24 protein-coding genes are annotated in these 26,760 nt (G+C 59.9%); 14 read left to right on the top strand and 10 right to left on the bottom strand.

All coding sequences use genetic code 11. The features are described 5' to 3' along the window. Positions 1 to 12 precede the first annotated feature (12 nt). The 4 genes from ACYZT6_RS24070 to ACYZT6_RS24085 are packed head-to-tail and all read right to left on the bottom strand — an operon-like array spanning position 13 to position 2,787. Positions 13 to 540, bottom strand: a complete 528-nt coding sequence (locus tag ACYZT6_RS24070; protein ID WP_462028922.1) for a pilus assembly protein PilP — start codon at positions 538 to 540, stop codon at positions 13 to 15. Continuing rightward, a complete protein-coding gene (gene pilO, locus ACYZT6_RS24075; RefSeq protein ID WP_462028923.1) occupies positions 537 to 1,160 on the bottom strand; it encodes a type 4a pilus biogenesis protein PilO in 624 nt (207 codons plus the stop codon). Before pilO ends, ACYZT6_RS24070 begins: the two co-directional genes overlap by 4 nt. Next, positions 1,157 to 1,723, bottom strand: a complete 567-nt coding sequence (locus ACYZT6_RS24080) for a PilN domain-containing protein (protein ID WP_462028924.1) — start codon at positions 1,721 to 1,723, stop codon at positions 1,157 to 1,159. Before ACYZT6_RS24080 ends, pilO begins: the two co-directional genes overlap by 4 nt. Then, positions 1,723 to 2,787 (bottom strand): pilus assembly protein PilM, encoded by a 1,065-nt coding sequence (locus ACYZT6_RS24085; RefSeq protein WP_462028925.1) that lies wholly within the window; start codon positions 2,785 to 2,787, stop codon positions 1,723 to 1,725. Before ACYZT6_RS24085 ends, ACYZT6_RS24080 begins: the two co-directional genes overlap by 1 nt. A 217-nt stretch (positions 2,788 to 3,004) precedes the next feature. On the opposite strand from ACYZT6_RS24085, the gene ACYZT6_RS24090 reads away from it, so the two are divergent. Then, positions 3,005 to 5,449, top strand: a complete 2,445-nt coding sequence (locus ACYZT6_RS24090; RefSeq protein ID WP_462030005.1) for a penicillin-binding protein 1A — start codon at positions 3,005 to 3,007, stop codon at positions 5,447 to 5,449. Positions 5,450 to 5,717: 268 nt separating this feature from the next. Here ACYZT6_RS24090 and ACYZT6_RS24095 read toward each other — a convergent pair whose 3' ends face one another. The 3 genes from ACYZT6_RS24095 to rpmE all read right to left on the bottom strand — a co-directional run bounded on the left by ACYZT6_RS24095 (position 5,718) and on the right by rpmE (position 8,211). After that, positions 5,718 to 6,986 carry a malic enzyme-like NAD(P)-binding protein gene (locus ACYZT6_RS24095; RefSeq protein ID WP_046031175.1) on the bottom strand — a complete coding sequence of 423 codons (1,269 nt, stop codon included), beginning with the start codon at positions 6,984 to 6,986 and terminating at the stop codon, positions 5,718 to 5,720. A 182-nt stretch (positions 6,987 to 7,168) separates the two neighbouring features. Beyond that, the gene (locus ACYZT6_RS24100) at positions 7,169 to 7,969 is read right to left on the bottom strand and encodes a thermonuclease family protein (protein ID WP_462028926.1); all 801 of its coding nucleotides are present in this window, start codon (positions 7,967 to 7,969) and stop codon (positions 7,169 to 7,171) included. A 14-nt stretch (positions 7,970 to 7,983) separates the two neighbouring features. Continuing rightward, the gene (gene rpmE, locus ACYZT6_RS24105) at positions 7,984 to 8,211 is read right to left on the bottom strand and encodes a 50S ribosomal protein L31 (protein ID WP_131061460.1); all 228 of its coding nucleotides are present in this window, start codon (positions 8,209 to 8,211) and stop codon (positions 7,984 to 7,986) included. A gap of 203 nt (positions 8,212 to 8,414) precedes the next feature. Between rpmE and ACYZT6_RS24110 the strand changes: the two genes are divergently transcribed. The 10 genes from ACYZT6_RS24110 to ACYZT6_RS24155 all read left to right on the top strand — a co-directional run bounded on the left by ACYZT6_RS24110 (position 8,415) and on the right by ACYZT6_RS24155 (position 21,469). Further along, a complete protein-coding gene (locus ACYZT6_RS24110) occupies positions 8,415 to 10,634 on the top strand; it encodes a primosomal protein N' (protein ID WP_462028927.1) in 2,220 nt (739 codons plus the stop codon). A gap of 213 nt (positions 10,635 to 10,847) precedes the next feature. Further along, positions 10,848 to 12,584, top strand: coding sequence for an arginine--tRNA ligase (gene argS / locus ACYZT6_RS24115; RefSeq protein WP_462028928.1), 1,737 nt, complete (start codon positions 10,848 to 10,850; stop codon positions 12,582 to 12,584). Position 12,585: 1 nt separating this feature from the next. Beyond that, on the top strand, positions 12,586 to 13,293 hold the full coding sequence (locus ACYZT6_RS24120; protein ID WP_219093402.1) for an SPOR domain-containing protein: 708 nt from the start codon (positions 12,586 to 12,588) through the stop codon (positions 13,291 to 13,293). Between the two features lie 231 nt (positions 13,294 to 13,524). Beyond that, positions 13,525 to 14,055: an ATP-dependent protease subunit HslV gene (gene hslV, locus ACYZT6_RS24125; RefSeq protein ID WP_030129223.1), complete on the top strand. Its 531-nt coding sequence runs from the start codon at positions 13,525 to 13,527 to the stop codon at positions 14,053 to 14,055. 55 nt (positions 14,056 to 14,110) lie between these two features. Beyond that, positions 14,111 to 15,448: an ATP-dependent protease ATPase subunit HslU gene (gene hslU, locus ACYZT6_RS24130; protein WP_462028929.1), complete on the top strand. Its 1,338-nt coding sequence runs from the start codon at positions 14,111 to 14,113 to the stop codon at positions 15,446 to 15,448. Between the two features lie 128 nt (positions 15,449 to 15,576). Continuing rightward, positions 15,577 to 15,954 carry a gamma-butyrobetaine hydroxylase family protein gene (locus tag ACYZT6_RS24135; RefSeq protein ID WP_028621759.1) on the top strand — a complete coding sequence of 126 codons (378 nt, stop codon included), beginning with the start codon at positions 15,577 to 15,579 and terminating at the stop codon, positions 15,952 to 15,954. Between the two features lie 258 nt (positions 15,955 to 16,212). Continuing rightward, positions 16,213 to 17,892: a class II poly(R)-hydroxyalkanoic acid synthase gene (gene phaC / locus ACYZT6_RS24140; protein ID WP_462028930.1), complete on the top strand. Its 1,680-nt coding sequence runs from the start codon at positions 16,213 to 16,215 to the stop codon at positions 17,890 to 17,892. Between the two features lie 145 nt (positions 17,893 to 18,037). Then, positions 18,038 to 18,892 carry a poly(3-hydroxyalkanoate) depolymerase gene (gene phaZ, locus ACYZT6_RS24145; protein ID WP_462028931.1) on the top strand — a complete coding sequence of 285 codons (855 nt, stop codon included), beginning with the start codon at positions 18,038 to 18,040 and terminating at the stop codon, positions 18,890 to 18,892. Positions 18,893 to 19,007: 115 nt separating this feature from the next. Beyond that, positions 19,008 to 20,690: a class II poly(R)-hydroxyalkanoic acid synthase gene (gene phaC / locus ACYZT6_RS24150; protein ID WP_462028932.1), complete on the top strand. Its 1,683-nt coding sequence runs from the start codon at positions 19,008 to 19,010 to the stop codon at positions 20,688 to 20,690. Between the two features lie 158 nt (positions 20,691 to 20,848). Beyond that, positions 20,849 to 21,469, top strand: coding sequence for a TetR/AcrR family transcriptional regulator (locus ACYZT6_RS24155; protein ID WP_140680643.1), 621 nt, complete (start codon positions 20,849 to 20,851; stop codon positions 21,467 to 21,469). A 285-nt stretch (positions 21,470 to 21,754) separates the two neighbouring features. On the opposite strand, the gene ACYZT6_RS24160 is transcribed toward ACYZT6_RS24155, so the two are convergent. The 3 genes from ACYZT6_RS24160 to ACYZT6_RS24170 all read right to left on the bottom strand — a co-directional run bounded on the left by ACYZT6_RS24160 (position 21,755) and on the right by ACYZT6_RS24170 (position 23,537). Beyond that, positions 21,755 to 22,585 carry a phasin family protein gene (locus ACYZT6_RS24160; RefSeq protein ID WP_462028933.1) on the bottom strand — a complete coding sequence of 277 codons (831 nt, stop codon included), beginning with the start codon at positions 22,583 to 22,585 and terminating at the stop codon, positions 21,755 to 21,757. A 10-nt stretch (positions 22,586 to 22,595) separates the two neighbouring features. Further along, positions 22,596 to 23,018: a phasin family protein gene (locus tag ACYZT6_RS24165; RefSeq protein WP_462028934.1), complete on the bottom strand. Its 423-nt coding sequence runs from the start codon at positions 23,016 to 23,018 to the stop codon at positions 22,596 to 22,598. A 243-nt stretch (positions 23,019 to 23,261) separates the two neighbouring features. Beyond that, positions 23,262 to 23,537 carry a polyhydroxyalkanoic acid system family protein gene (locus ACYZT6_RS24170; RefSeq protein WP_462028935.1) on the bottom strand — a complete coding sequence of 92 codons (276 nt, stop codon included), beginning with the start codon at positions 23,535 to 23,537 and terminating at the stop codon, positions 23,262 to 23,264. 155 nt (positions 23,538 to 23,692) lie between these two features. On the opposite strand from ACYZT6_RS24170, the gene ubiE reads away from it, so the two are divergent. The 3 genes from ubiE to ubiB are packed head-to-tail and all read left to right on the top strand — an operon-like array spanning position 23,693 to position 26,687. Continuing rightward, entirely contained in the window at positions 23,693 to 24,463 is a 771-nt protein-coding gene (gene ubiE, locus ACYZT6_RS24175) for a bifunctional demethylmenaquinone methyltransferase/2-methoxy-6-polyprenyl-1,4-benzoquinol methylase UbiE (RefSeq protein WP_007948968.1), read from the top strand. Continuing rightward, positions 24,463 to 25,086 (top strand): ubiquinone biosynthesis accessory factor UbiJ, encoded by a 624-nt coding sequence (locus ACYZT6_RS24180; protein WP_436274945.1) that lies wholly within the window; start codon positions 24,463 to 24,465, stop codon positions 25,084 to 25,086. The genes ubiE and ACYZT6_RS24180 overlap by 1 nt, the downstream gene beginning before the upstream one ends. Then, on the top strand, positions 25,083 to 26,687 hold the full coding sequence (gene ubiB / locus ACYZT6_RS24185; protein WP_462028936.1) for a ubiquinone biosynthesis regulatory protein kinase UbiB: 1,605 nt from the start codon (positions 25,083 to 25,085) through the stop codon (positions 26,685 to 26,687). The genes ACYZT6_RS24180 and ubiB overlap by 4 nt, the downstream gene beginning before the upstream one ends. The last annotated feature ends 73 nt before the right edge of the window (positions 26,688 to 26,760 follow it).

Raw genomic sequence — 26,760 nt, forward strand, 5'->3', positions numbered from 1 at the left:
ATTCGAGTTCCACTAAGAGTGCTCTTTCAAAGGGATGGTCCGCGGCCGTTCCAGCCAGGCACCTTCGCCGTCGGGAACGATTTCGACCACATCGACTTGCGAGCCGTTGATGGCGACGATCCGCCCATCGTTACGCCCCAGGTAATCGCCGACTTTGAGCCGATGCACACCGCCTGCCCCGCGCAACAGCGCGAAGGAGCCGGTCGCATTCGAGATCGTGCCGACCATTTCAAACTGCTCGATGTTAAAACCTTCGAGGTATTGCTTGGCTCGGTTGGGGTCGGGTTTGACGTTGCGCGAGCCGTGCTTCTGACCCGCCAGGTCGACCCTGACCTGCCGGGAAAACGGGCTGCGCAGGTTGGCAGCGTTGTAGGTGAACGTTGGGTAAGACCGGAATGTCGGCGTTGGTTCAATCTTGCCCGGTGGCCTGAGGCGCACTTCGTTCATGTAGGCGTCGAGGTCGCCGACGTCATTGTCGCTGCCGCAACCGGCCAGACCGGCGAGCAACAAAACCATCCATAAGCAACGAATCGGGCTCATTTCTGCAGCCCCTTGTCGTTGTAGCGGTAGGTCTTGGCAAGGATGCTCATACGCAGTTTCGGACCGCCCTCGGGGTCGGCCGGCGCAAGGTCGAAATCATGCAGCGTAACGATCCGCGGCAACCCGGCCACGCCACTGACGAAGGTCGCCAGGTCGTGATAGGCGCCGGTCACGGTGATCTGGATCGGCAGTTCGATGTAGAACTGCTGGGTGACCTCCGGGAGCAACTTGATCTCCTCGAACTCCAGCCCGCTACCGAGGCCGGTACGGGTGATGTCTTCCAGCAGTCCGGGCACTTCGGTGTCGCTGGGCAATTGCCGCAGCAGCACGCCGAAAGAGGCCTCCATCTCTTTCATCTGCTGGGTGTACAGCTCCAGGTTTGCCGCCATGCGAGCTTTGGTCGCGAATTGCTCCTTGAGAGTCGACTCTTCTTCACGCTTCAGCGTGAGGTGATCTTCCAGATCGCTGATGAAAAAGGTGTACCCGAGGGCCAACACCAGAACCATGAGCAAGCCGCCCGCCAGGGCCTTGATGGCTGGCGGCCAGGAACCCATGTTGTTGGTGTCCAGATCGTTGATGTCGATCTTGCGCAGGCCTTCAAACCATTCGGAGGGGCTCATTTAACAGCCTCCACAACGGAGGGCTGAGTCTGACGGACGGTCAACTGAAAGACATTGGCTTGATCCAGCTGACCGGCGGTGGTGGCTTTGACTTCCGTGAGGCTCGGTGCATCGAACCAGTCGGACGCATCCAGATTACGCATCAAGTCCGAAACACGATTGTTCGATTCCGCCGCGCCGGTAATGGACAGGGTTTTGCCGGCCATTTTCACTTCGGTGAAATACACCCCGTCCGGCAGGGTACGCGCCAACTGGTCGAAAATACGCCCGCTGATCGGACGGTTGCCTTGCAGGTCCTGGATGATGCGCATGCGCTCGACGAGCTGCTGGCGACGGGACTTCAGTTCGCTGATCTGCTTGATGCGCTCGTCGACCACGGCAATCTGTTTGCCGATGTAATCGTTGCGGGCCACTTGCCGGTCAATGGCGCCGTTGATGACCTGGTCCGCGATAATAATCGCGCCCACCGAGCACACCAACACACCGACCAGTGCCAGCAAAAAGCGTTTGCGACGCTCTTCACGCAGCTCCTCGCGCCAAGGTAAAAGGTTGATCCGCGCCATCAGTCGAAACTCCTGAGGGCGAGCCCGCAGGCGATCATCAGTGCCGGCGCATCGCTTGCCAGGGCACCGGCGTTGACCTTACTGCTCAATGCCATGTCGGAGAACGGGTTGGCCACCTGGGTCGGCGTGCCCAATCGCTGTTCAATCAGGCGATCAAGCCCCGGGACCGACGCGGTACCGCCCGCCAGCAGGATGTGATCGACCGCGTTGTACTGACCGGAGGCAAAGAAGAACTGTAACGACCTGGAAACCTGCTGCACCAGCGCATCGCGAAAAGGCTGCAAGACTTCGCTGACGTAGTCATCCGGCAACCCGCCCTGCTTCTTCGCCAGCCCCGCCTGCTCGATGGTCAGGCCATAACGACGCTGGATTTCCTCTGTCAGCTGACGCCCACCGAACAATTGTTCGCGGGTGTAGATGATCCGCCCGTTGTACAACACACTCAGGGTGGTCATGGTCGCGCCGATATCGACCACCGCCACGGTCAGCCCCTCCTGCGAGACCGCCAGCTGAGCCGCCAGCAAGCTGAACGAGCGCTCCAGCGCATAAGCCTCGACGTCGACCACTCGCGCCGTCAGGCCGGCCAGCGCCAGGGCGGCTTCACGCACCTCGACGTTTTCCTTGCGACAGGCTGCCAGCAGCACATTGACCCGCTCGGGGTTACGCGCCGACGCGCCCTGGACTTCGAAGTCGATGGCGACTTCATCCAATGGGTAGGGGATGTACTGATCGGCCTCGATCTTCAGCTGGTTTTCCATCTCGTCGTCGGAAAGACCGGCGTCCATCTCGATGGTTTTGGTGATGACTGCCGAACCGGCGACGGCCACGGCGACATTCCTGAGGCTGGTTTTGGCCTTGAGCAGCACGCGAGAGAGTGCCTGACCCACGCCTTCGAGTTCGGCGATGTTTTTCTCGACCACCGCGTTGGCGGGCAAAGGCTCGACCGCATAGGCTTCGACCCGATAGCGGTCGCCCTGGCGACTGAGCTCAAGCAGCTTCACCGACGTGGAGCTGATGTCGATCCCCAGAAGCGTGTTGGCTTTTTTATTGAAGAGTCCTAGCACTACCAATTCCCTATGACTATCCGTGTCTTACGGACTCTGTAATACCCGTTGCGTTCAAACCACCCGTCTTGACAGCAGCGCAAATGACGCTCTCGACGTAAAAATGCTTATAATGCCCAGCGTTTTTTTCCGGTTTTTACTGCAAGCGCGGGTCGTTCCCTGTTATCTGAACCCTGTTGCCCAATTCATTCTTTGCCCTGGATATCCCAAAGCCTTGATTCGTCTGCTGAAATTTTTCGGTTGGTCCATCGTCGCCGTTTTCTGCGGACTGCTCCTTGGTCTGAGCGGCGCGTTTCTTTACCTTAGTCCGGGATTGCCATCTGTGGAGGCTCTGCGAAGCATCCAGTTGCAGATTCCACTGCGGGTGTACAGCAGCGACAACAAGTTGATCGCAGAATTTGGCGAAATGCGCCGCACACCGATCCGTTTCGCCGACATTCCCCCGAATTTCATCAATGCGTTACTAAGTGCTGAAGACGACAATTTCGCCAATCACTACGGCGTCGATCCCAGCAGCCTGATGCGGGCTGCGACCCAGTTGGTGAAAAGCGGACACATCCAGTCCGGCGGCAGCACCATTACCATGCAGGTGGCGAAGAACTTCTTCCTGACCAGCGAACGCAGTTTCTCGCGCAAAACCACCGAAATCCTCCTGGCCCTGCAGATCGAACGGCAGCTGACCAAGGACGAGATCCTCGAGCTGTACGTCAACAAGATCTATCTGGGTAACCGCGCCTACGGCATCGAAGCCGCCGCGCAGGTTTACTACGGCAAATCGATTCGTGACGTCACCCTGGCGCAGATGGCGATGATCGCCGGCCTGCCAAAAGCCCCTTCGCGCTTTAACCCGCTGGCTAACCCGGCCCGCAGCAAGGAACGTCGCGACTGGATCCTCGGGCGCATGTATAAGCTCGGCAAGATTACTGAAGCCGATTACACCACCGCGATCAACGAGCCGCTCAACGCCAGCTACCACGTGCCGACGCCGGAAGTGAACGCGCCGTACATTGCTGAAATGGCCCGCGCCGAAATGGTCGGCCGCTACGGCAGCGATGCGTACACCGAAGGTTTCCGCGTGACCACGACGGTGCCGAGCAATCTTCAGGAAATGGCCAACACTGCGGTCCACGAAGGCTTGATGACCTACGATCAGCGGCACGGCTATCGCGGTCCTGAGTCGCGCCTGCCGGGCAAGACTCGCGAGGCCTGGGCCACCGAGCTGACCAAGCAGCGAGCCATCAGCGGCCTTGAGCCTGCCATCGTCACCCAGGTCGACAAGAACGGCCTGCAAGTGATCACCCGCACCGGTGAAGAACACATCGCTTGGGACACAATGAAATGGGCACGTCCATTCCTGAACACCAACAGCATGGGCGCCAATCCGAAGCAGCCGTCGGATGTGGCTCAAGTCGGTGACCTGATTCGCGTGCAGCGCCAACCGGACAACTCGCTGAAGTTCAGCCAGATCCCGCAAGCGCAAGGCGCGCTGGTGTCCCTTGATCCGCAAAATGGCGCCATTCGCTCGCTGGTTGGTGGTTTTGCCTTCGAGCAGAGCAACTACAACCGCGCCATGCAGGCCAAGCGTCAGCCGGGTTCGAGCTTCAAGCCCTTCGTTTACAGCGCCGCGCTGGACAACGGCTACACCGCCGCCAGCCTGGTGAACGATGCGCCGATCGTGTTCGTCGATGAATACCTGGACAAGGTCTGGCGTCCGAAGAACGACACCAACACCTTCCTCGGCCCGATCCGTCTGCGTGAAGGGCTGTACAAGTCGCGCAACCTGGTGTCGATCCGACTGGTGCAAGCGCTGGGCGTCGATCGCACCATCGATTACATCAGCAAGTTCGGCTTCAACAAGCAGGACCTGCCGCGCAACTTGTCCCTGGCCTTGGGCACCGCGACCCTGACGCCAATGGAAATCGCCACTGGCTGGAGCACCTTCGCCAACGGTGGCTACAAAATTACCCCCTACATCATCGACAAAATCGAAAGCCGCAATGGCGACACGCTGTTCGTCGCCAATCCGCCGAGTGTTCCTCAGGGCGACGTAGTGACCAACGGCATCGCCGCACCGACCGACGCCCAGGCGTTCACGGTCAATGCGACCCCGGGCGAGGCTCCGGCCGCACCCGGCACTGCGCCGCAAACGCCGGCCGTGGCCGAGCGCATCGTCGACGGTCGCACCACCTTCATCCTCAACAGCATGCTTGAAGATGTGATCAAACTCGGCACCGGCCGCCGCGCACTGGCCTTGGGTCGCAGTGACATTGCGGGCAAGACCGGTACCACCAACGAATCCAAGGACGCCTGGTTCTCCGGCTACAACGCCGATTACGTGACCACCGTCTGGACCGGGTTCGATCAGCCTGAAAGCCTGGGCAAACGCGAGTTCGGCGGCACCGTCGCGCTGCCGATCTGGATGAACTACATGGCTGCTGCCCTTAAAGACAAGCCGCCTCATACCCAGGCAGAACCGGAAGGCCTCCTCAGCCTGCGGGTTGACCCGGTCAGCGGCCGTGCGGCCAGCCCGGGCACGCCAGGTGCTTACTTCGAGCTGTTCAAGGCTGAAGACACGCCACCGTCGGTGAATGAGCTGGGTAACGGCAATGCGCCAGGCAGCCCGTTGCCAGCGGATGAAGCGGCGCCGATCGATCTATTCTGATCGCGTGAAGCAACGCAAAAGCCCCGCCTTCGAGAGAAGTGCGGGGCTTTTTTATGACTGAGGGGTTTGCGTTGCCTTTGAAGGCCTCTTCGCGGGCAAGCCTCGCTCCTACGGATATGAATCGTTCCCAGCGTTTGCGGACGACCCGCCCCTTGTAGGAGCGAGGCTTGCCCGCGAAGAGGCCATTACAACTACTGCAAAACCCTCAGACATAAAAAAGCCCCAACTCAAATGAGCCAGGGCTTTTTGGTTGAAACGCTACAACGGCTTAGCCGTTGAAAACGTCATCCACGCTTTTCAGCGGGTAGTTCTTCGGATACGGCAGGGTCGCTACACCGGTCTCGATGGCGGCCTTGGCCACGGCATCGGAGATCAGGGTGATCAGGCGGGCATCCATTGGCTTCGGAATGATGTACTCACGACCGAATTCCAGCTTGATGCCACCGTAGGCGTCGCACACTTCCTGAGGAACCGGCAGCTTGGCCAGTTCACGCAGGGCGTTGGCTGCCGCCACTTTCATTTCTTCGTTGATGCGCTTGGCGCGAACGTCCAGGGCACCGCGGAAGATGAACGGGAAGCCCAGTACGTTGTTGACCTGGTTCGGGTAGTCCGAACGGCCGGTCGCCATGATCACGTCGTCACGGGTGGCGTGCGCCAGTTCCGGGGAGATTTCCGGATCCGGGTTCGAGCACGCGAACACGATCGGGTTGGCCGCCATGGACTTCAGGCCTTCAGCGCTCAGCAGGTTCGGGCCGGACAGGCCCACGAACACGTCGGCACCGGTCAGGGCGTCAGCCAGGGTGCGCTTGTCGGTCGCGTGAGCGAAGACAGCCTTGTACTGGTTCAGGTCGTCACGGCCGGAGTGGATCACGCCGGTACGGTCAACCATGAAGATGTTTTCGATGTTGGCGCCCATGCTCACCAGCAACTTCATGCAGGAGATGGCGGCCGCACCGGCGCCCAGGCAGACGATCTTGGCGTCAGCCAGGGTTTTGCCAGCGATTTCCAGGGCGTTGATCATGCCGGCCGCAGTAACGATCGCGGTACCGTGCTGGTCATCGTGGAAAACCGGAATGTCGCACTGCTCGATCAGAGCACGCTCGATCTCGAAGCACTCAGGTGCCTTGATGTCTTCCAGGTTGATGCCACCGAAGGTGATGGAGATACGCTTGACGGTGTCGATGAAGGCTTGCGGGCTTTCGGAGTCGACTTCGATGTCGAAAACGTCGATGCCGGCGAAGCGCTTGAACAGCACGCCTTTACCTTCCATGACTGGCTTGGAAGCCAATGGGCCGAGGTTACCCAGGCCGAGAATCGCGGTGCCATCGGAAATGACTGCAACCAGGTTGCCTTTGCCGGTGTATTTGTAGGCCAGTTCAGGATCGCGGGCGATTTCGCGTACTGGTTCGGCTACGCCGGGGCTGTAGGCCAGCGACAGATCGCGGGCGGTAGCGGTGGCCTTGGTGAGCTCGACACTCAGCTTCCCTGGACGAGGATGGGCGTGATATTCGAGAGCGGCAGTTTTCAAATCAGACATGTGGGCATTCCGCTTTTACTGTTGGACAGACGGACCGCCGAGGATACGCGTGTCGCAAAGTCCCCACAAGACTGACCAGTCACCCCTGTCAAGCGCCCTGCCTTACGACTTTGGGCCAAGAGCCACGGAACACAAGGGATAGACTGTTCACAATCGACATAAAAAATGTCTACAATTTTTTCTTAACGCACCACTTGCAGCATCACCGGATCGGTCAGCGGCAGAAGCCAGCGCGCTTGCCCGGATTTCAAACCACCACGGCGCGAACGATCCAGCACCCAACCACGCGCTTCGATTTGCTTGCCCTTCAGACGCTCAAGAGTCCCAACATCGAACTGTCCCAACAGATTGGGTGCAACACGCAATACAACCGAGTCCTGCAACTCAATCCAAACCCCGCCGCGATTGCGCTGAACCTTGCTCACACGACCGCTGAGCACAGCAAAACCGGAAGCGTTGATCTGCTCCGCTTTCAGTACAGGTGATTGCCGCCACACGCCAAGTCCGGCCTGACGGGCGCTACGTTCGGCGGCTTGCTGGCAGCCGACCAAATCGACATTCGGCGCGACCGCCACTTGAAAACCGAGGCCCTCGGCGAGCATCTGCGCTTCGAGGTTGGCGCCATCGGCACTGTAGACATGTGCCAGTGTGCGACCGTAATGATCCTTGCCCTCTTTACCTGGCAGCAAACTCACGCGCCCGTCGCTGGCCGCCACCAGCGCTTCCAGCCGTTTGCGCGCGATAACGGCAAACGGCTCGTCGGAACGACCCTGCTTGCCCAGCTCAGGCGTATTCAAGCCGATCATCCGCACACTGCGGCCATCGCGCAGGCGCAAGGTGTCGCCATCCACCACCCGTTGCACCTCGACGGGTGTCAGACCGCTCGGAGCCGGGCAGAAGGCCTGGGCGCCGGACAGCCAAATCGCGGACACAAAAAAGGCGCCCACGAGGGACGCCTTTTTCATTAGCAAGGTAAAGCCCATGAGGCCTTCGAACCTTACTCTGCAGCAGCAGGTTTCTTGCCGAAAGCACCGAAACGGTCTGCGAAGCGCTGAACGCGGCCGCCAGTGTCCAGAGTCTTCTGCTTACCGGTGTAGAACGGGTGGCACTCGTTGCAAACGTCGATCGGCAGAGCTTTGCCGAAGGTCGAACGAGTTTCGAACTTGTTGCCACAGCTGCAAGTAACAGCAATGACTGGATAATCTGGATGGATTTCAGCTTTCATGGTGTCTTCCTCGGGCTGCGTGCCGCCACCCAACACTATTGTTGAATACCGCACGTAATTAGGCCGCGGATTCTATCAGACATTGACAATCGCGCAAGCTGTCGCTTCTACCGACCGTCTGCTAGGCTCCCGGTCCAAAGCGCCGTCCCACAGGAATTGCGCCCGCGTTTCATTTACTGCCCCGCCCAAAGAGAATCCCCCGCGTGCCCGACGCCATTTTGCGCCTCGCCCTGCCTTCGCCGCTGCGCCGCCTGTTCGATTACCGTGCCCCGGCCGGCGTTCTGCGCGCCCAGTTGCAACCGGGCATGCGCCTGCGGGTGCCGTTCGGCCGGCGGGAGATGATCGGGATTCTGGTGGAGGTCACCGACACCAGCGAAGTGCCGGTAGAAAAGCTCAAGCCCGCCCTGGCCCTGCTCGACGCCACGCCGCCGTTGCCGCCTGCGCTGTTCAAGCTGTGCCTGTGGACATCGCAGTATTACCAGCACAGCCTCGGCGACACCTTGAGCTGGGCGCTGCCGGTGTTGTTGCGACAAGGCGAACTGGCCGAGGCACGCCAGGAACGCTTCTGGTCCGCCGCGCCCGGCGCCAGCCTTGATGATCCGCGCATCGCCCGTGCGCCGCGCCAGCGCGAAGCTTTGGCCACCTTGGCCCAGCATCCCCACGGCGTAGCCCATCAGTTGCTGAGCAAGTTGATGCTGAGCAAGGACAGCCTGGATCTGTTGCTGGCCAAGGATCTGGTGCAGGTGGAAATCCGCAAGCACGCCCCCGGCGCTCGCCACGAACACTGGCTGGCACAACCGGAGTTGCCCCTCAACCCTGAGCAGCGCGCCGCCTATGAGGCGATTCGCGCCGGGTTCGACAGTTATCACGCGTTCCTGCTGGCCGGCGTCACCGGCAGCGGCAAGACCGAAGTCTATTTGCAGCTGATTCGCGAAACCCTCGAAGCCGGCAAGCAAGCGCTGGTGTTGATCCCGGAGATCAACCTCGGCCCCCAGACCCTGGCGCGCTTCGAGCAACGTTTCAATGCGCGCATCGCCCTGATTCACTCGGCGGTCAATGATCGCGAGCGCCTCGAAGCCTGGCTCGCCGCCCGGGACGGTGACGCCGACATCATTATCGGCACCCGTTCCGCGCTGTTCACGCCGATGAAAAACCCCGGCCTGATCATCATCGACGAAGAGCACGACGGCTCGTATAAACAGCAGGAAGGTTTGCGTTATCACGCCCGCGATCTGGCGTTGGTGCGCGCGCGGCAGGAAAACATCCCGATTGTCCTCGGCTCCGCCACACCTTCGCTGGAAAGCCTGCACAACGCCTACACCGGTCGGTACGGCCTCCTGCGACTGAACGAGCGTGCTGGCGGCGCCAAGCAACCGCGATTCCTGCGCCTGGATGTCAAAAGCCGTCCACTGGACAGCGGTATTTCCGGGCCGATGCAGCAAGCGATTGGCCAAACCCTGGCGGCCGGTCAGCAAGTGCTGGTTTTTCTCAATCGTCGCGGTTTTGCGCCGACGCTGCTGTGCCACGATTGCGGCTGGATGTCCGAGTGTCAGCGCTGCGATGCACGAATGACCGTTCACCAACGCTCCGGTGAACTGCGCTGCCACCATTGCGGCTACGTCGAGCGCGTGCCTCGGCACTGCCCGAAATGCGGCAAGGTCGATTTGCGGCCGGTGGGTGCCGGCACTGAGCGTGCGGAAGAACGCTTGGCGATTCTATTTCCGGACGTCCCGGTGCTGCGGGTCGACCGCGACAGCACCTCGCGCAAAGACGCGATGAATCAACTGTTCGCCACCATCCAGAAAGGCCAGCCGTGCATTCTGGTCGGCACGCAAATGCTTGCCAAAGGGCACCACTTTCCACGGGTAACCCTGGTGTCGATCCTCGATGCCGATGGCGGGCTGTTCTCCGGCGACTTCCGCGCCAGCGAGCGCATGGCGCAGCTGATCGTTCAGGTTGCAGGCCGTGCCGGTCGAGCCGAAGAGCCCGGCAAGGTGATTATCCAGACGCACCTGGCCGATCATCCGCTGCTGGTGCAATTGACCGAACAAGGCTATTTCGCCTTTGCCGAACAGGCTTTGAGTGAGCGTTGCTCTGCGGGATTGCCGCCGTTTGCGCATTTGGCGTTGCTGCGGGCCGAAGCGCACAAACCGGGGCAGGCCGAAGGGTTTCTTGATGAGGCGTGCAGCGAAGCCGAGCGTTTGTTGGCTGAGCAGAATCTGACCGGAATTGAGTTGCTTGGACCAGTTCCGGCGCCGATGGAACGTCGGGCCGGGCGTTATCGTGCGCAATTGTTGTTGCAGGCCACGGCCCGGGCGCCGTTGCACCGACTGTTGAGCAGTTGGTTGCTGATGCTGGAGCAGATGCCGAGTGGGCGGGCGGTGCGTTGGTCATTGGACGTCGATCCCGTCGATTTGTATTGATTGGGCCATCGCCTTCGCGGGCAAGCCTCGCTCCTACAGGTATGCGCATGGTCTCTGTAGGAGCGAGGCTTGCCCGCGAAGGCTGACTATTTGTCACCACATATCCATAACCTGCCCGCTATAGTTGGCAAGCCCGTCTTCGCAACGGATAATGCCCAGTTTTTCCACTAGCGCATCCAGGCGCCGCCGCGCTTGCGGTCGAAAGAGAACACCATGAAAGACACCATTCGCCAGCTGATCCAACAAGCCATCACCCAACTCGTCAACGAAGGTGTGTTGCCTGAAGGCCTGTCGCCGGCGATCCAGGTGGAAAACTCCCGTGACAAGAAGAACGGCGACTTCGCCAGCAACATCGCCATGATGCTGGCCAAACCGGCGGGCATGAAGCCGCGTGATCTTGCAGAGAAAATCATCGCTGCGCTGCCGGCTGACGAAAACGTCACCAAGACCGAAATCGCCGGCCCGGGCTTCCTGAACTTTTTCCAGAACACTGATGCCTTGGCCACTCGCCTGGACGCCGCCCTGGCCGATGAGCACATCGGCGTGCGCAAGGCCGGCCCGGCACAACGCACCGTCGTCGACCTGTCGGCGCCGAACCTGGCCAAAGAGATGCACGTCGGCCACTTGCGTTCGACCATTATCGGCGACGGCGTGGCGCGCGTTCTGGAGTTCCTTGGCGACGACGTCGTCCGTCAGAACCACGTCGGCGACTGGGGCACCCAGTTCGGCATGCTGATGGCGTATCTGCAGGAAAACCCGATCACCAGCGATGAGCTGTCGGACTTGGAAAACTTCTACCGCGCCGCCAAGCAACGCTTCGACGAATCCGAAGAGTTCGCCGATCGCGCCCGTGGCCTGGTGGTCAAGCTGCAAGCCGGCGACCCGGACTGCCTGGCGCTGTGGACCAAGTTCAAGGACATCTCGCTGTCCCACTGCCAGAAAATCTACGAGCTGCTGAACGTCAAACTGACCATGGCCGACGTGATGGGCGAAAGCGCCTATAACGACGACCTGATCAACGTGGTCAACGACCTCAAGGCTGCGGGCATGCTGGTCGAGAGTAATGGCGCGCAGTGCGTGTTCCTCGACGAGTTCAAGAACGCCGATGGTGACCCGCTGCCGGTGATCATCGTCAAGGCCGATGGCGGCTACCTCTACGCCACCACCGACCTGGCGGCCGTGCGTTATCGCAGCGGCAAGCTCAAGGCTGACCGCGCGCTGTACTTCGTCGACCAGCGTCAGGCGCTGCACTTCCAGCAGGTGTTCGCGGTTGCCCGCAAGGCCGGCTTCGTGACGCATCCGATGGAAATGGAACACATGGGCTTCGGCACCATGAACGGCGCCGATGGCCGTCCGTTCAAGACCCGTGATGGCGGCACCGTGAAGCTGATCGACCTGCTGACCGAAGCCCAGGAACGCGCCTACACCCTGGTGAAGGACAAGAACCCGGAGCTGGCCGAAGACGAATTGCGCAACATCGCCAAGGTTGTGGGCATTGGCGCGGTGAAATACGCCGACCTGTCCAAGCACCGCACCAGCGACTACAGCTTCAACTTCGACCAGATGCTGAACTTCGAAGGCAACACCGCGCCGTATCTGCTGTACGCCTACACCCGCGTGGCCGGCGTGTTCCGCAAACTTGGCAAGGATTTCAGCGAAGTCGAAGGCCAGATCGTTCTCGAAGCCGCCCACGAACACGAACTGGCAGCCAAGCTCGCGCAGTTCGGCGAAGTGTTGAACAACGTTTCCGACAAAGGCACGCCGCACACCCTGTGCACCTACCTGTACGATGTCGCCGGCCTGTTCTCCAGTTTCTACGAGAACTGCCCGATCCTCAGCGCCGACACCCCGGCGCAAATGCAGAGCCGCCTGCGCCTCGCCGCGCTGACCGGCCGCACTCTCAAGCAAGGCCTGGAACTCTTGGGTCTGGAAACTCTGGAGCGTATGTAAGTTGGCTGCCAAGAAAAAACCTGCACCCAAGCGTGGCGCCAGCCGTTACCAAGCTCCTGCAAAGCAACCGATCCCGGGCTGGCTGTGGATGGCGATCGGCCTGACGGTCGGCGCGTTCATTGTGTTCCTGATGAAACTGGAGCCGGGCAAGGGCAGCGAGAGCGTCAAGCGCGAGAAGATCGAACAGCAGAAAGCCACCAAGATCGCCGAGGCCAACAAGACCCCGCCGAGCCCGACGCAACCGGTGAAGCCGAAGTACGACTTCTACACCTTGCTGCCGGAATCGGAAGTCATCGTGCCGCCGGATGCCGTGCCGGAGAAAACCCTGCCGACGCCACAAGTGCCGGCGGTTCCGACCACACCGGTGACACCGGAGCAAGCGGCGAAGATCGACACTGCGCGCGCTCAGGCCGCACTGGCCGGAATCACTCCGCCGCCAGCGCCACCAGTGTCCAAAGCGGCACCGGTGACCAAGTTCTTCCTCCAGGCCGGTTCGTTCCGCAAGGAGGCTGACGCGGACAAGGTTCGGGCGCAGATCATTCTTCTGGGGCAGGCCGTGGCGGTTGAATCCGGGACAGTGAAGGACGAAACCTGGTATCGGGTGTTGGTCGGACCGTTCAGTAACCGCGAACAGCTGACCACGGCGCAGAAACAACTGTCCGGCGCCGGCTTCAGCAACCTGTTGTTACAACAACGCCAGAACCGCTGACTCCCTCAGCAAGACCGCGTTATCGTTCTTCGCGGGCAAGCCTCGCTCCTACAAGGATTGCTTACTCCCTGTAGGAGCGAGGCTTGCCCGCGAAGACGTCAGACCAGACAACACAACCTTTCCCGCGTAACACCGCTCGTCCCCTCCCGCGCCCCGCAGTTGAAAAACCCATCACCACCCCCATATGAGTTGGCATAAGGCATTTTCGCCCCGCTGCGTGGAGACTCTCCCTTGACCACCATCGTTTCAGTTCGCCGCCACGGCAAAGTCGTCATGGGCGGCGACGGCCAGGTTTCTCTCGGCAATACCGTGATGAAAGGCAACGCGAAGAAAGTTCGTCGCCTGTACCACGGTCAGGTGATCGCCGGTTTTGCCGGGGCCACCGCTGACGCCTTCACCCTCTTCGAGCGTTTCGAAGGCCAGCTTGAGAAACATCAGGGCCACCTGGTTCGCGCCGCTGTCGAGCTCGCCAAAGAATGGCGTACTGACCGCACCCTCAGCCGCCTCGAAGCCATGCTCGCGGTCGCCAACAAAGACGCCTCCCTGATCATCACCGGCAACGGCGACGTGGTCGAACCCGAAGAAGGCCTGATCGCCATGGGTTCCGGTGGCGGTTACGCCCAGGCCGCCGCCAGCGCGCTGCTGAAGAAAACCGATCTGTCGGCTCGCGAAATCGTCGAAACCGCGCTCGGTATCGCCGGCGACATCTGCGTATTCACCAACCACACCTTCACCATTGAGGAGCAGGACCTCGCCGAGTAAGCCTGTTTCGGCCTTAGTGCCACGGCTCACTTTTGCTTGAGGACCGCCAATTACTATGTCCATGACTCCCCGTGAAATCGTCCACGAACTCAATCGCCACATCATCGGCCAGGACGATGCCAAGCGCGCCGTCGCCATCGCGCTGCGTAACCGCTGGCGCCGGATGCAGCTGCCCGAAGAGCTGCGCGTTGAAGTAACGCCAAAAAACATCCTGATGATCGGCCCGACCGGTGTCGGTAAAACCGAAATCGCCCGTCGCCTGGCCAAGCTTGCCAACGCGCCGTTCATCAAAGTCGAAGCGACCAAATTCACTGAAGTCGGCTACGTCGGTCGCGACGTTGAATCGATCATTCGTGACCTGGCTGACGCAGCGATCAAGCTGCTGCGCGAACAGGAAATGACCAAGGTTCGCCACCGCGCCGAAGATGCCGCTGAAGAGCGCATCCTCGACGCCCTGCTGCCACCGGCACGCATGGGCTTCAACAATGACGACGCCCCGTCGGCCGACTCCAACACCCGCCAGCTGTTCCGCAAGCGCCTGCGCGAAGGTCAGCTGGATGACAAGGAGATCGAAATCGAAGTCGCCGAAATGGCCGGCGTCGATATCTCCGCGCCACCGGGCATGGAAGAAATGACCAACCAGTTGCAGAGTCTGTTCGCCAACATGGGCAAGGGCAAAAAGAAAAACCGCAAGATCAAGGTCAAGGAAGCGCTGAAACTGGTGCGTGACGAAGAAGCCAGTCGCCTGGTCAATGATGAAGAGTTGAAGGCCAAGGCGCTGGAAGCCGTCGAGCAGCACGGCATCGTGTTCATCGACGAAATCGACAAGGTCGCCAAGCGCGGCAATTCCGGCGGCGTCGATGTGTCCCGTGAAGGCGTGCAGCGTGACTTGCTGCCACTGATCGAAGGCTGCACCGTCAACACCAAGCTGGGCATGGTCAAGACTGACCACATCCTGTTCATCGCCTCCGGTGCGTTCCACTTGAGCAAGCCGAGCGACCTGGTGCCGGAGCTGCAAGGTCGTCTGCCGATTCGTGTCGAGCTGAAGGCGCTGACGCCGGAAGACTTCGAGCGCATCCTCAGCGAGCCGCACGCGTCGCTCACCGAGCAGTATTGCGCCTTGCTGAAAACCGAAGGCCTGGTCATCGAGTTCCAGCCGGACGGCATCAAGCGCATCGCCGAGATCGCCTGGCAGGTCAATGAGAAGACTGAGAACATCGGTGCCCGTCGCCTGCACACCTTGCTCGAGCGCCTGCTCGAAGAAGTGTCGTTCAGCGCCGGCGACCTGGCCAGCGCCCATGACGACAAGGTGATCCTGATCGACGCCGAGTACGTCAACAGTCACCTGGGCGAATTGGCACAGAACGAAGACCTGTCCCGTTATATCCTGTAAGCCAAACTTGTAGGAGCGAAGCTTGCTCGCGAAATCGGTCATTCATTCAACAGACATGTCGACTGAACTGACGCTTTCGCGAGCAAGCTTCGCTCCTACAGGGTTCCATCCATAACGGAACTCAGGCCATGACCCAACTCCCCACCGACATCAAACTGCACAAAGCCTCGAAAACCCTGTCGCTGAAATATGCGTCCGGCGAAGAACATCACCTGCCCGCCGAGTTCCTTCGCGTGCACTCTCCTTCCGCCGAAGTCCAGGGCCACGGCAAACCTATCCTGCAATTTGGCAAGATCGGCGTAGGCCTGACCAAGGTAGAACCGGCCGGTCAGTACGCACTGAAATTGACCTTCGACGACGGCCACGACAGCGGCCTGTTCACCTGGGAATATCTGTACCAGTTGGGCGTGCGTCAGGACGACCTTTGGAACGATTATCTTGCCGAACTGAAAGCCGCCGGAAAAACCCGCGATCCGAATGAATCCATCGTCAAGCTGATGCTCTAGGTCAGGCCTCTTGCTCTTTAGAGGGCATTTTCTAATTCCATCTGTTTGAATGCTCCGCTCCTGGGTCAATGATTGGCCCGCTTGCGAAAAAAATTAAACTCGGGTAACCAATGGAACTGGCAAGTTCCCTGCAGTGCTCTCTGCCGTAAAAAGCAGTGATGCAGAATTAACGGTCACCCGAGCAGAAGTACCTGGCATTGGCTGTGTCACTTCACAGCTGGACCCAGGTACTCGTCTCAGGACAATGGAGCGTCGTAGATGAGTAACAAGAATAACGATGACTTGAAGTATCAAGCCTCGGAAAACACCTTGGGGCTGAATCCTGTCGTTGGGCTGCGTGGAAAGGATCTATTGGCGTCTGCTCGAATGGTGCTCAGGCAGGCCATTAAACAACCGATTCACAGTGCCAAACATGTTGCCCATTTCGGCCTTGAACTGAAGAACGTGTTGTTCGGTAAATCGGAGCTTCACCCCACAAGCGATGACCGTCGCTTTGCCGATCCGGCATGGAGCCAGAACCCGCTCTACAAACGTTATTTGCAAACTTACCTGGCGTGGCGCAAGGAACTCCACGACTGGATCGACGACAGCAATCTGCCGCCCAAAGACGTCAGTCGCGGGCATTTCGTGATCAACCTCATGACCGAAGCGATGGCGCCGACCAACAGTGCGGCCAACCCGGCAGCGGTCAAACGCTTCTTCGAAACCGGCGGCAAAAGCCTGCTCGACGGCCTCTCGCATCTGGCCAAGGATCTGGTACACAACGGCGGTATGCCGAGCCAGGTCAACATGGGTGCGTTCGAAGTCGGCAAGAGCCTGGGGGTGACCGAAGGCGCGGTGGTGTTCCGCAACGACGTGCTGGAACTGATCCAGTACCGCCCGATCACCGAGCAGGTGCACGAGCGTCCGCTGCTGGTGGTGCCGCCGCAGATCAACAAGTTTTATGTATTCGACTTGAGCCCGGACAAGAGCCTGGCGCGTTTCTGCCTGCGCAACAACGTGCAGACGTTCATCGTCAGCTGGCGCAACCCGACCAAGGAGCAGCGCGAGTGGGGTCTGTCGACCTACATCGAGGCACTCAAGGAAGCGGTCGACGTGGTCACCGCGATCACCGGCAGCAAAGACGTGAACATGCTCGGTGCCTGCTCCGGGGGCATCACCTGCACCGCGCTGCTGGGCCACTACGCCGCGATCGGCGAGAAGAAGGTCAACGCCCTCACATTGCTGGTCAGCGTGCTGGACACCACCCTGGACAGCGACGTGGCCCTGTTCGTTGACGAACAGACCCTCGAAGCCGCCAAGCGTCATTCCTATCAGGCCGGCGTGCTGGAAGGCCGCGACATGGCGAAGGTCTTCGCCTGGATGCGCCCCAACGATTTGATCTGGAACTACTGGGTCAACAATTACCTGCTGGGCAACGAGCCACCGGTGTTCGACATTCTGTTCTGGAACAACGACACCACCCGGTTACCCGCCGCATTCCACGGCGACCTGATCGAAATGTTCAAAAGCAATCCACTGATCCGTCCCGATGCACTGGAAGTGTGCGGTACGCCGATCGATCTGAAGCAGGTCACGGCCGACATCTTTTCCCTGGCCGGCACCAACGACCACATCACCCCGTGGAAGTCCTGCTACAAGTCGGCGCAGTTGTTCGGCGGCAAGGTTGAATTCGTGCTGTCCAGCAGCGGGCATATCCAGAGCATTCTGAACCCGCCGGGCAACCCGAAATCACGCTACATGACCAGCACGGAGATGCCGGTCAAAGCCGAAGAATGGCAAGAGAATTCCACCAAGCACACTGACTCCTGGTGGCTGCACTGGCAGGCCTGGCAGGCCGAGCGTTCGGGCAAGCTGAAGAAATCCCCGGCGAGCCTGGGCAACAAGGCTTATCCGGCAGGCGAGTCGGCGCCAGGCACTTACGTACACGAGCGGTAACCGACACACCCCGCCCTCTGTAGGAGCGAAGCTTGCTCGCGAAAGCAGTCATTCATTCAACATGGATGTCGACTGACTTGACGCCTTCGCGAGCAAGCTTCGCTCCTACAAGGGACCGGGATAATTAACCCACAGGGCCTGAAGCATGCCGCAACCGTTCATATTCCGTACTGTCGACCTGGATGGCCAGACCCTCCGCACGGCAGTACGCCCCGGCAAGCCTCACTTGACGCCCTTGCTGATTTTCAACGGCATCGGCGCCAACCTGGAGCTGGTGTTTCCGTTCGTCGCGGCGCTGGACCCGGACCTGGAAGTCATCGCTTTCGACGTACCCGGTGTCGGCGGTTCGTCGACGCCCAATCGGCCGTATCGCTTTCCAGGCCTGTCGAAACTCACGGCGCGGATGCTCGATTACCTCGACTACGGGAAAGTCAACGTCATCGGCGTTTCCTGGGGTGGCGCCCTCGCCCAGCAGTTCGCGTACGACTATCCCGAGCGCTGCAAGAAACTCGTGCTGGCGGCCACGGCGGCCGGTGCGGTGATGGTGCCGGGCAAACCGAAAGTGCTGTGGATGATGGCCAGCCCTCGGCGCTACATCCAGCCGTCTCACGTGATCCGCATTGCGCCGATGATTTATGGCGGTTCGTTCCGTCGCGATCCGACCCTGGCCGCCAGCCATGCCGCCAAGGTCCGCTCGGCGGGCAAGCTCGGTTACTACTGGCAGCTGTTCGCCGGGCTTGGCTGGACCAGCATTCACTGGCTGCACAAGATCCATCAGCCGACCTTGGTGCTGGCCGGCGACGACGATCCACTGATCCCGCTGATCAACATGCGCGTACTCGCCTGGCGAATCCCCAATGCTCAGTTACACATCATCGATGACGGGCATCTGTTCCTGATTACCCGCGCTGAAGCCGTGGCACCGATCATCATGAAATTCCTCGAGGAGGAACGTCAGCGCGCCGTGATGCATCCGCATCCGACGCCATTGGGCGGTTAACCGGCCCATTGTCGGTCGGCAGGACGCCGCACCGCGCAACAACCCGTAACAGCGTCTATGGTGTTCTGGTTCGATGTGTTTGTATTTGGCCTGAATGACGAAGGAGTGTTGACACATGCGCGACAAACCACCGAGGGACTTTTTGCCCACTCCCGCCGCGTTCATCAACGCACAAAGTGCGATCACCGGCCTGCGCGGCCGGGATCTGCTGTCGACCTTGCGCAGCGTTGCCGCCCATGGCCTGCGCAACCCGGTGCACAGCGCCCGACATGCCTTGAAACTGGGCGGCCAACTGGGCCGCGTGCTGCTGGGTGAAACCCTGCACCCGACCAACCCGCAGGACAATCGCTTCGCCGACCCGGCGTGGAGTCTCAACCCGTTTTATCGCCGCAGCTTGCAGGCTTACCTGAGCTGGCAGAAGCAGGTCAAAAGCTGGATCGACGAGAGCAACATGAACCCGGACGATCGCGCTCGCGCCCACTTCGCGTTCGCCTTGCTCAATGACGCCGTGGCGCCGTCCAACACCCTGCTCAATCCGTTGGCGATCAAGGAAATCTTCAACTCCGGCGGCAACAGCCTGGTGCGCGGCATCAGCCACCTGTTCGACGACTTCCTGCACAACGATGGCCTGCCCCGGCAAGTCACCAAGCACTCTTTCGAGGTCGGCAAAACGGTGGCCACCACCACCGGTTCCGTGGTGTTTCGTAATGAGCTGCTGGAGCTGATCCAATACAAGCCAATGAGCGAAAAGCAGTATTCCAAACCGCTGCTGGTGGTGCCGCCACAGATCAACAAGTACTACATTTTCGACCTGAGCCCGCACAACAGCTTCGTCCAGTTCGCCCTGAAAAACGGCCTGCAGACGTTCATGATCAGCTGGCGCAATCCGGATGTGCGTCACCGTGAATGGGGTCTGTCGACCTACGTCGAAGCGGTGGAAGAAGCGATGAACGTCTGCCGGTCGATCACCGGTGCTCGCGAAGTCAACCTGATGGGCGCTTGCGCCGGCGGGCTGACCATCGCCGCGCTGCAAGGCCACTTGCAGGCCAAGCGGCAACTGCGGCGGGTGTCCAGCGCGACATACCTGGTGAGCCTGCTCGACAGTCAGATGGACAGCCCGGCCACGCTTTTCGCCGACGAACAGACCCTGGAAGCGGCCAAGCGTCGCTCCTATCAGAAAGGGGTGCTGGACGGCCGCGACATGGCCAAGGTGTTCGCCTGGATGCGCCCCAACGATTTGATCTGGAGCTATTTCGTCAACAACTACCTGCTGGGCAAGGAGCCGCCAGCGTTCGACATTCTCTACTGGAACAACGACAACACGCGCCTGCCGGCGGCCTTGCATGGCGACCTGCTGGACTTCTTCAAGCACAACCCGCTGGGTCATTCGGGCGGTTTGGAAGTGTGCGGAACGCCGATCGACTTGCAGAAAGTCACCGTCGACAGCTTCAGTGTGGCCGGCATCAACGACCACATCACGCCGTGGGATGCGGTGTATCGCTCGACGCTGCTGCTGGGTGGCGAGCGCCGCTTCGTGCTGTCCAACAGCGGTCATGTGCAGAGCATCCTCAACCCGCCATCGAACCCGAAAGCCAACTTTGTCGAGAGCGCAAAACTGAGCAGCGACCCACGGGCCTGGTATTACGACGCCAAGCAAGTCGACGGTAGCTGGTGGACACAATGGCTGGGCTGGATTCAGGAACGCTCGGGCGCGCAAAAAGAAACCCACATGACCCTCGGCAACCAGAACTATCCTCCGCTGGAGGCGGCACCCGGCACTTACGTACGTGTGCGCTGACGCTCAACACACCACGGCCAGACGCTGCACCCTGTAGGAGCCGGCTTGCTGGCGATAGCATCACCGCGGTTACACGACCCACCGCAGTGATGCTATCGCCAGCAAGCCGGCTCCTACAGGGTTTAAGCCTGGCAGAATCCGACCATTAAGAAGACTGGATGAAAACCCGCGACCGGATCCTCGAATGTGCCCTGCAATTGTTCAATCAGAAGGGTGAACCGAACGTTTCGACCATGGAAGTTGCCAACGAAATGGGCATCAGCCCAGGCAACCTTTACTACCACTTCCACGGCAAGGAACCGTTGATTCTCGGATTGTTCGAGCGTTTCCAGGCCGAACTTGCGCCACTGCTTGATCCTCCGGCCGATGTGGAATTGGCACCGGAGGATTACTGGCTGTTCCTGCACCTGATCGTCGAACGGTTGGCCCATTACCGGTTTCTGTTTCAGGACCTGTCGAACCTGGCGGGACGTTTGCCGAAACTGGCCAAGGGCATCCGCAATCTGCTCAATGCACTGAAGCGCACGCTGGCTTCATTGCTGGCGCGCTTGAAGGCTCAGGGGCAGTTGGTCAGCGATACGCAAGCGCTGGGGCAGTTGGTGGAGCAGATCACCATGACGTTGCTGTTCTCGCTGGACTATCAGCGGATTCTCGATCGCGAGGGTGAAGTCAGGCTGGTGGTGTATCAGATCATGATGCTGGTGGCGCCGCATTTGCTGCCGCCGATAAAAGTGGCGACGGAGCAGTTGGCACTGCAATACCTCGAAGAACACGATTAACCCCTGAACACCGTCGCCCCCTGTGGGAGCTAGCCTGCTAGCGATAGCGATTTATCCGTCGACATTGTTGTTTACTGATGAACCGCTATCGCTAGCAGGCTAGCTCCCACAGGGGCCGCCGTGTGTGCAGAACCGTGCACAAACAAAAACGCCCGACCTTTGCAGGCCGGGCGTGATCGTTCCCATGCTCCGCGTGGGAATGCAGCCGGTGACGCTCCGCGTCACTGCCGCAATGGACGCGGAGCGTCCGGTGAGGCATTCCCACGCAGAGCGTGGGAACGATCATCAGGACTGACTGGTTGGCGTCGATGGAGCTGGCGCGGCAGTCGGGGTTACAGCAGGGGTCGGTGCAGCAGCAGAGTTCGCTGGGCTGACCGGGGTAGCCGGTTTGGCGGCAGCCACTGCTGGTTTTGGTGCGGCAGCTTTAGGAGCGGCCGGCTTTTTCACTGCTGGCTTCTTCGCTACGGCAGGTTTTGCCGCTGGCTTGGCGGCCGGTTTAGCCGCTGGTTTGGCTGCTGCTTTGGCGGCGACCGATTTGACCGCTGCCTTGGCTGCTGCAGGTTTAGCAGCGGCAGTTTTAGTAGCGGACTTTGCTGCGGAGGCGACTTTCGACGCGGCTTTAGCGACCGGTTTAGCGGCAGCTTTTGCCAGCGGCTTGGCAGCAGGTTTGGCCGCTGCGGTTTTCGCCGCAACAGGCGCCACCTTGGCGCCAGTGAGTCTTTCGATTTGCTTGGTCAGGGTATCGACCTTGCTGTGCAGCGCTTTCACTTCATTGCGGCTCGGTACACCCAGGCGCGAAATGGCGCTGTTCAGACGCTTGTCGAAAGCCCCTTCCAGCTCATCCCACTTGCCCAGCGCACGATCTTTCACGCCGCTGATGCGCGACTTGGCCGACGAAGCGGAATCCTTGACGTCATCGACTTTTTTGCCGACAGCGCTCTTGGTGAGCTTCTCGGCTTTCTCGCCGTCTTTAACCAATGTATCGAAGAGCTTGCTGCCGTCAGTGTCGATCTTCGAGTACACGCCTAAACCAGCCAGCCAGATTTTGCGGGAGTAGTCTTCGACTTTCCCGATCCACGAGCTGCCTTCTTTTTCGGTGTTCTTTTTACCAGCCATCCCGTTCTCCTTAAGATTTACGCGCGACGCGTTCGAGCAATGCCGTCAGCTCATCGAGCTTAGCAGAGAGTGTCTCAACGTCATGTTTAGACGGAATGCCGATACGATTCAAGGCACTTGCGACACGCGAGTCAAAAGCCTTCTCGACCTTGTCGAGTTGAAGTTCGACTTTGCCTTTGAAAGTGCTCACTTCACTCTTGGCTTCATCGATCTCTGTGTTAGCCGCTTCAAGTTTCTCGGCAACTACTTTTTTACCTTTGGTTTCAACAGTTTGACCCGCCTCGATCAACTCTTGAAAGTACTCGCTACCTTCCTGGCCAACCCTGGCGTAGGCCCCCAGGCCTGCCAGCCAGATCTTGCGGGCATAGGATTTAACGTCGCTCAGAGCATTCGTCGAAGCGTCGATTTTTTTCTTCAAAATAACTTTGGCCATGGTGCACCTCACGCGCAGAAGGTTTGAGGAACTGCCCGCGAAAGTGTCGGGCTCAGGCACAAAGTAGGGAGAAAAATTAGAAACGGCACCCTAACAACTGACATAAAACCTTGGGCACACCACAAACAAATGTGGGAGCCAGCCTGCTGGCGATAGCGATTGATCCATCAACATCAATGTTGACTGATGCACCGCCATCGCCAGCAGGCTGGCTCCCACAGGGGATGTAGTTCGACTCGAAAATCAGACCAGCGCTTTATCCAACGCCTTTTCGATTTCCGCTTTGATCATGCCGCTCATGGCCGACATCATCAGGCCCAGTTCGACATCGACCTTGATCGAATCCTCGCTCACATGCACCGCACCTTTAACGCCGGAGCGTTTGAGATTCAGGGTGTCGCCGGACCACTGCGGCTCCAGGCCATATTGATCGGACAGCTTCTGCGCCAACTGATCGGCCTTCTCGCGGGCCGCTTCTTTGCCCAGGCCGTGGGCACGTTCAACACTAATACGGGCCATCGAATGACTCCTGCTTTATGAATGCTTTCCTGAAGCATCTTGACCGCTGCTGCGGCAAAACGTCCCGGTGGTTGCCTATCTTACCTGCAGCCTTGCCAAGACAAAGCAGGCCACCGGGATTAGAATGTCCCGCATTCTCTTTTGGTGACAGCGATATGACTGATCAGCGCAAAGGCAGCGATGCCGAACCCACCACTCACTTCGGCTTCAAAAACGTTCCGGAAAGCCAGAAAGCGGAAAAAGTCGCTGAGGTTTTCCACTCGGTAGCCGCCAAGTACGACTTGATGAACGACCTCCTGTCGGGCGGCATGCACCGTTTGTGGAAGCGTTTTGCGATCGAGCTGTCGGGTGTTCGCACCGGTAATCGCGTGCTGGACATCGCCGGCGGCACTGGCGACCTGACCAAGAAGTTCTCGCACCTCGTTGGCCCGACCGGCCAGGTGGTGTTGGCCGACATCAACGAATCCATGCTCAAGGTCGGTCGTGACCGCCTGCTGGACTTGGGTGTGGCCGGCAACGTCGAGTTCGTTCAGGCCGACGCTGAAAAGCTGCCGTTCCCGGACAACCATTTCGACTGCGTGACCATCGCCTTCGGTCTGCGCAACGTGACGCATAAAGAAGACGCCCTGCGTTCGATGCTGCGGGTGCTGAAGCCGGGCGGGCGTTTGCTGGTGCTGGAATTCTCCAAACCGACCAACGCGCTGATGTCCAAAGCCTACGACGCCTACTCGTTCGCCTTCATGCCGTTGATGGGCAAGCTGATCACCAACGACTCGGAAAGTTATCGCTACCTGGCCGAATCGATCCGCATGCACCCGAATCAGGAAACCCTGAAGTCGATGATGGTCGAGGCCGGTTTCGACCGCGTGACCTACCACAACATGACCGCAGGCATCGTTGCCCTGCACCGCGGCATCAAACCCTGATGTTGCTGGCCGGCCTGCTCGCCAGCGTTGAACTCGGTCTGAACCGGGTGCTGCGCCTCGACAGCACGGCGTTGCCGCGGCTGGCGCATTTGAGCGGCAGAGTGATTGCCGTCGACTGCCGCAGCCCGGCGCTGCAAGTATTCATCCTGCCCAGCGACGAAGGCCTGATGCTGGCATCCCACTGGGAAACCGGTGCCGACTGCACCTTGCGCGCACCGGCCTCAAGCCTGTTGAAACTGGCGATGAGCAAGGACAAGACTTCGGTCCTGCATGCTCCTGAAGTCGAACTCGACGGCGACAGCGGCGTGCTGCTGGAACTGGCGGCGATCCTTCAGGACCTTGAGCTGGACTGGGAGTACGAACTCTCGCGCTGGCTGGGCCCGGTCGCCACGCAACTGCTCGGCGGTCACCTGCGCAGTCGCGCACGCTGGTATCAGCAAGGGTTCGCCAGCCTGAATCAGAATCTTGGCGAATACCTGGCCGAAGAATCGCGCACCCTCGTCGGTCAGCGCGAAGCCGAAGCCCGTTTCAGTGAACTGGACCAGATCAAGCTCGATCTGGAACGTCTCGAGGCGCGTTTCGAGCGCCTTTCCCGATCCCTCGACCCAAGCGATAACGCATGAAGCTGCTTGCCGTCCGCCGTTTGTTGCGCATCCAGCGCGTTGTGATTCGCTACCGCCTCGATGACCTGCTGTTCGCCCTGCCATTGCCCTGGTTTCTCCTGGCGCTGCGCTACGCCTTGCCGTGGCGCTGGTTTCCGCGCAAGACGCTGGACCTGAGCCGCGGCGCGCGATTGCGCCTGGCGTTGCAGGACCTGGGACCGATTTTCATCAAGTTCGGGCAGATCCTGTCCACTCGCCGCGACCTGTTGCCCGAAGACATCGCCGATGAGCTGATGAAGCTGCAGGACCGCGTGCCGCCGTTCGACTCACAGGTGTCGGTCAACCTGATCGAAGAGCAACTCGGCAAAAAGATCAGTGAAGTGTTCAGCCGTTTCGACGTCGAACCGCTGGCCTCGGCCTCGGTGGCGCAGGTGCATGCCGCGCAGCTGAAAACCGGCGAAGAAGTGGTGGTCAAGGTGATCCGCCCAGGACTGAAACCGATCATCGCCCAGGACCTGGCGTGGCTGTTCATTCTGGCCCGCGCCGCTGAAAAGCTCTCTGCCGACGCACGCCTGCTGCACCCGGTGGACGTGGTCCTGGACTACGAAAAAACCATCTACGACGAACTCGACCTGCTGCGTGAAGCGGCCAACGCGAGTCAGTTGAAGCGCAACTTTGACGGCTCGCCGCTGCTGTACGTACCGCAAGTCTATTGGGACTGGTGCCGGCCGAAAGTGCTGGTGATGGAGCGTATCTACGGGATTCAGGTCACCGACCTCGCGACCCTGGCCGACCAGCGCACCGACATGAAAATGCTCGCCGAACGCGGGGTGGAAATCTTCTTCACCCAGGTGTTCCGCGACAGTTTCTTCCACGCCGACATGCACCCTGGCAACATCTTCGTCAGCACCGTGAACCCGTGGAGCCCGCAATACATTGCGATCGACTGCGGCATCGTCGGCAGCCTGACCCCGGAAGATCAGGATTACCTGGCGCGCAACCTGTTCGCGTTCTTCAAGCGTGACTATCGGCGTGTGGCTCAATTGCACATCGATTCGGGCTGGGTACCGGCGGAAACCAAACTCAATGAATTCGAAGCGGCGATCCGCACCGTGTGCGAGCCGATCTTCGAAAAACCGTTAAAAGATATTTCATTCGGTCAGGTGCTGATGCGCCTGTTCCAGACCGCTCGACGCTTCAACATGGAAGTGCAGCCGCAGCTCGTGTTGCTGCAAAAAACCTTGTTGAACATCGAAGGCCTGGGCCGTCAGCTGTACCCGGATCTGGATTTGTGGAACACCGCGCAGCCGTTCCTCGAACGCTGGATGCGCGAACGCGTCAGCCCCAAAGCCTTGCTCGGCAACGTGCAGAGCCAGTTCGAACAGATTCCGCACCTGGCCAACATGGCCCGTGACCTGCTCGAACGCATGTCCCAGCCCCATGCCAACGATCCGCCGCCACCCTGGCACAAGCGCAAGGACGACTGGTTCCTGCGACTGCTCGGCACCGCGCATCTGGCCGGCGGCACCATACTCGCGGTAGGCGGACCGTTGAACGAACTGGGTCACTGGCCGGCCGGAATCATGGTGGCCGTCGGTTTGTATCTGGTCGTTCGCCGATAGCCGGATTGAGCTGTAAGCGATAAGCTCCAAGCTTCAAGCGATGTTCGTAGCGCTCACTTTTGGTTTATGGCTG

Source organism: Pseudomonas sp. RT6P73, assembly GCF_054897715.1.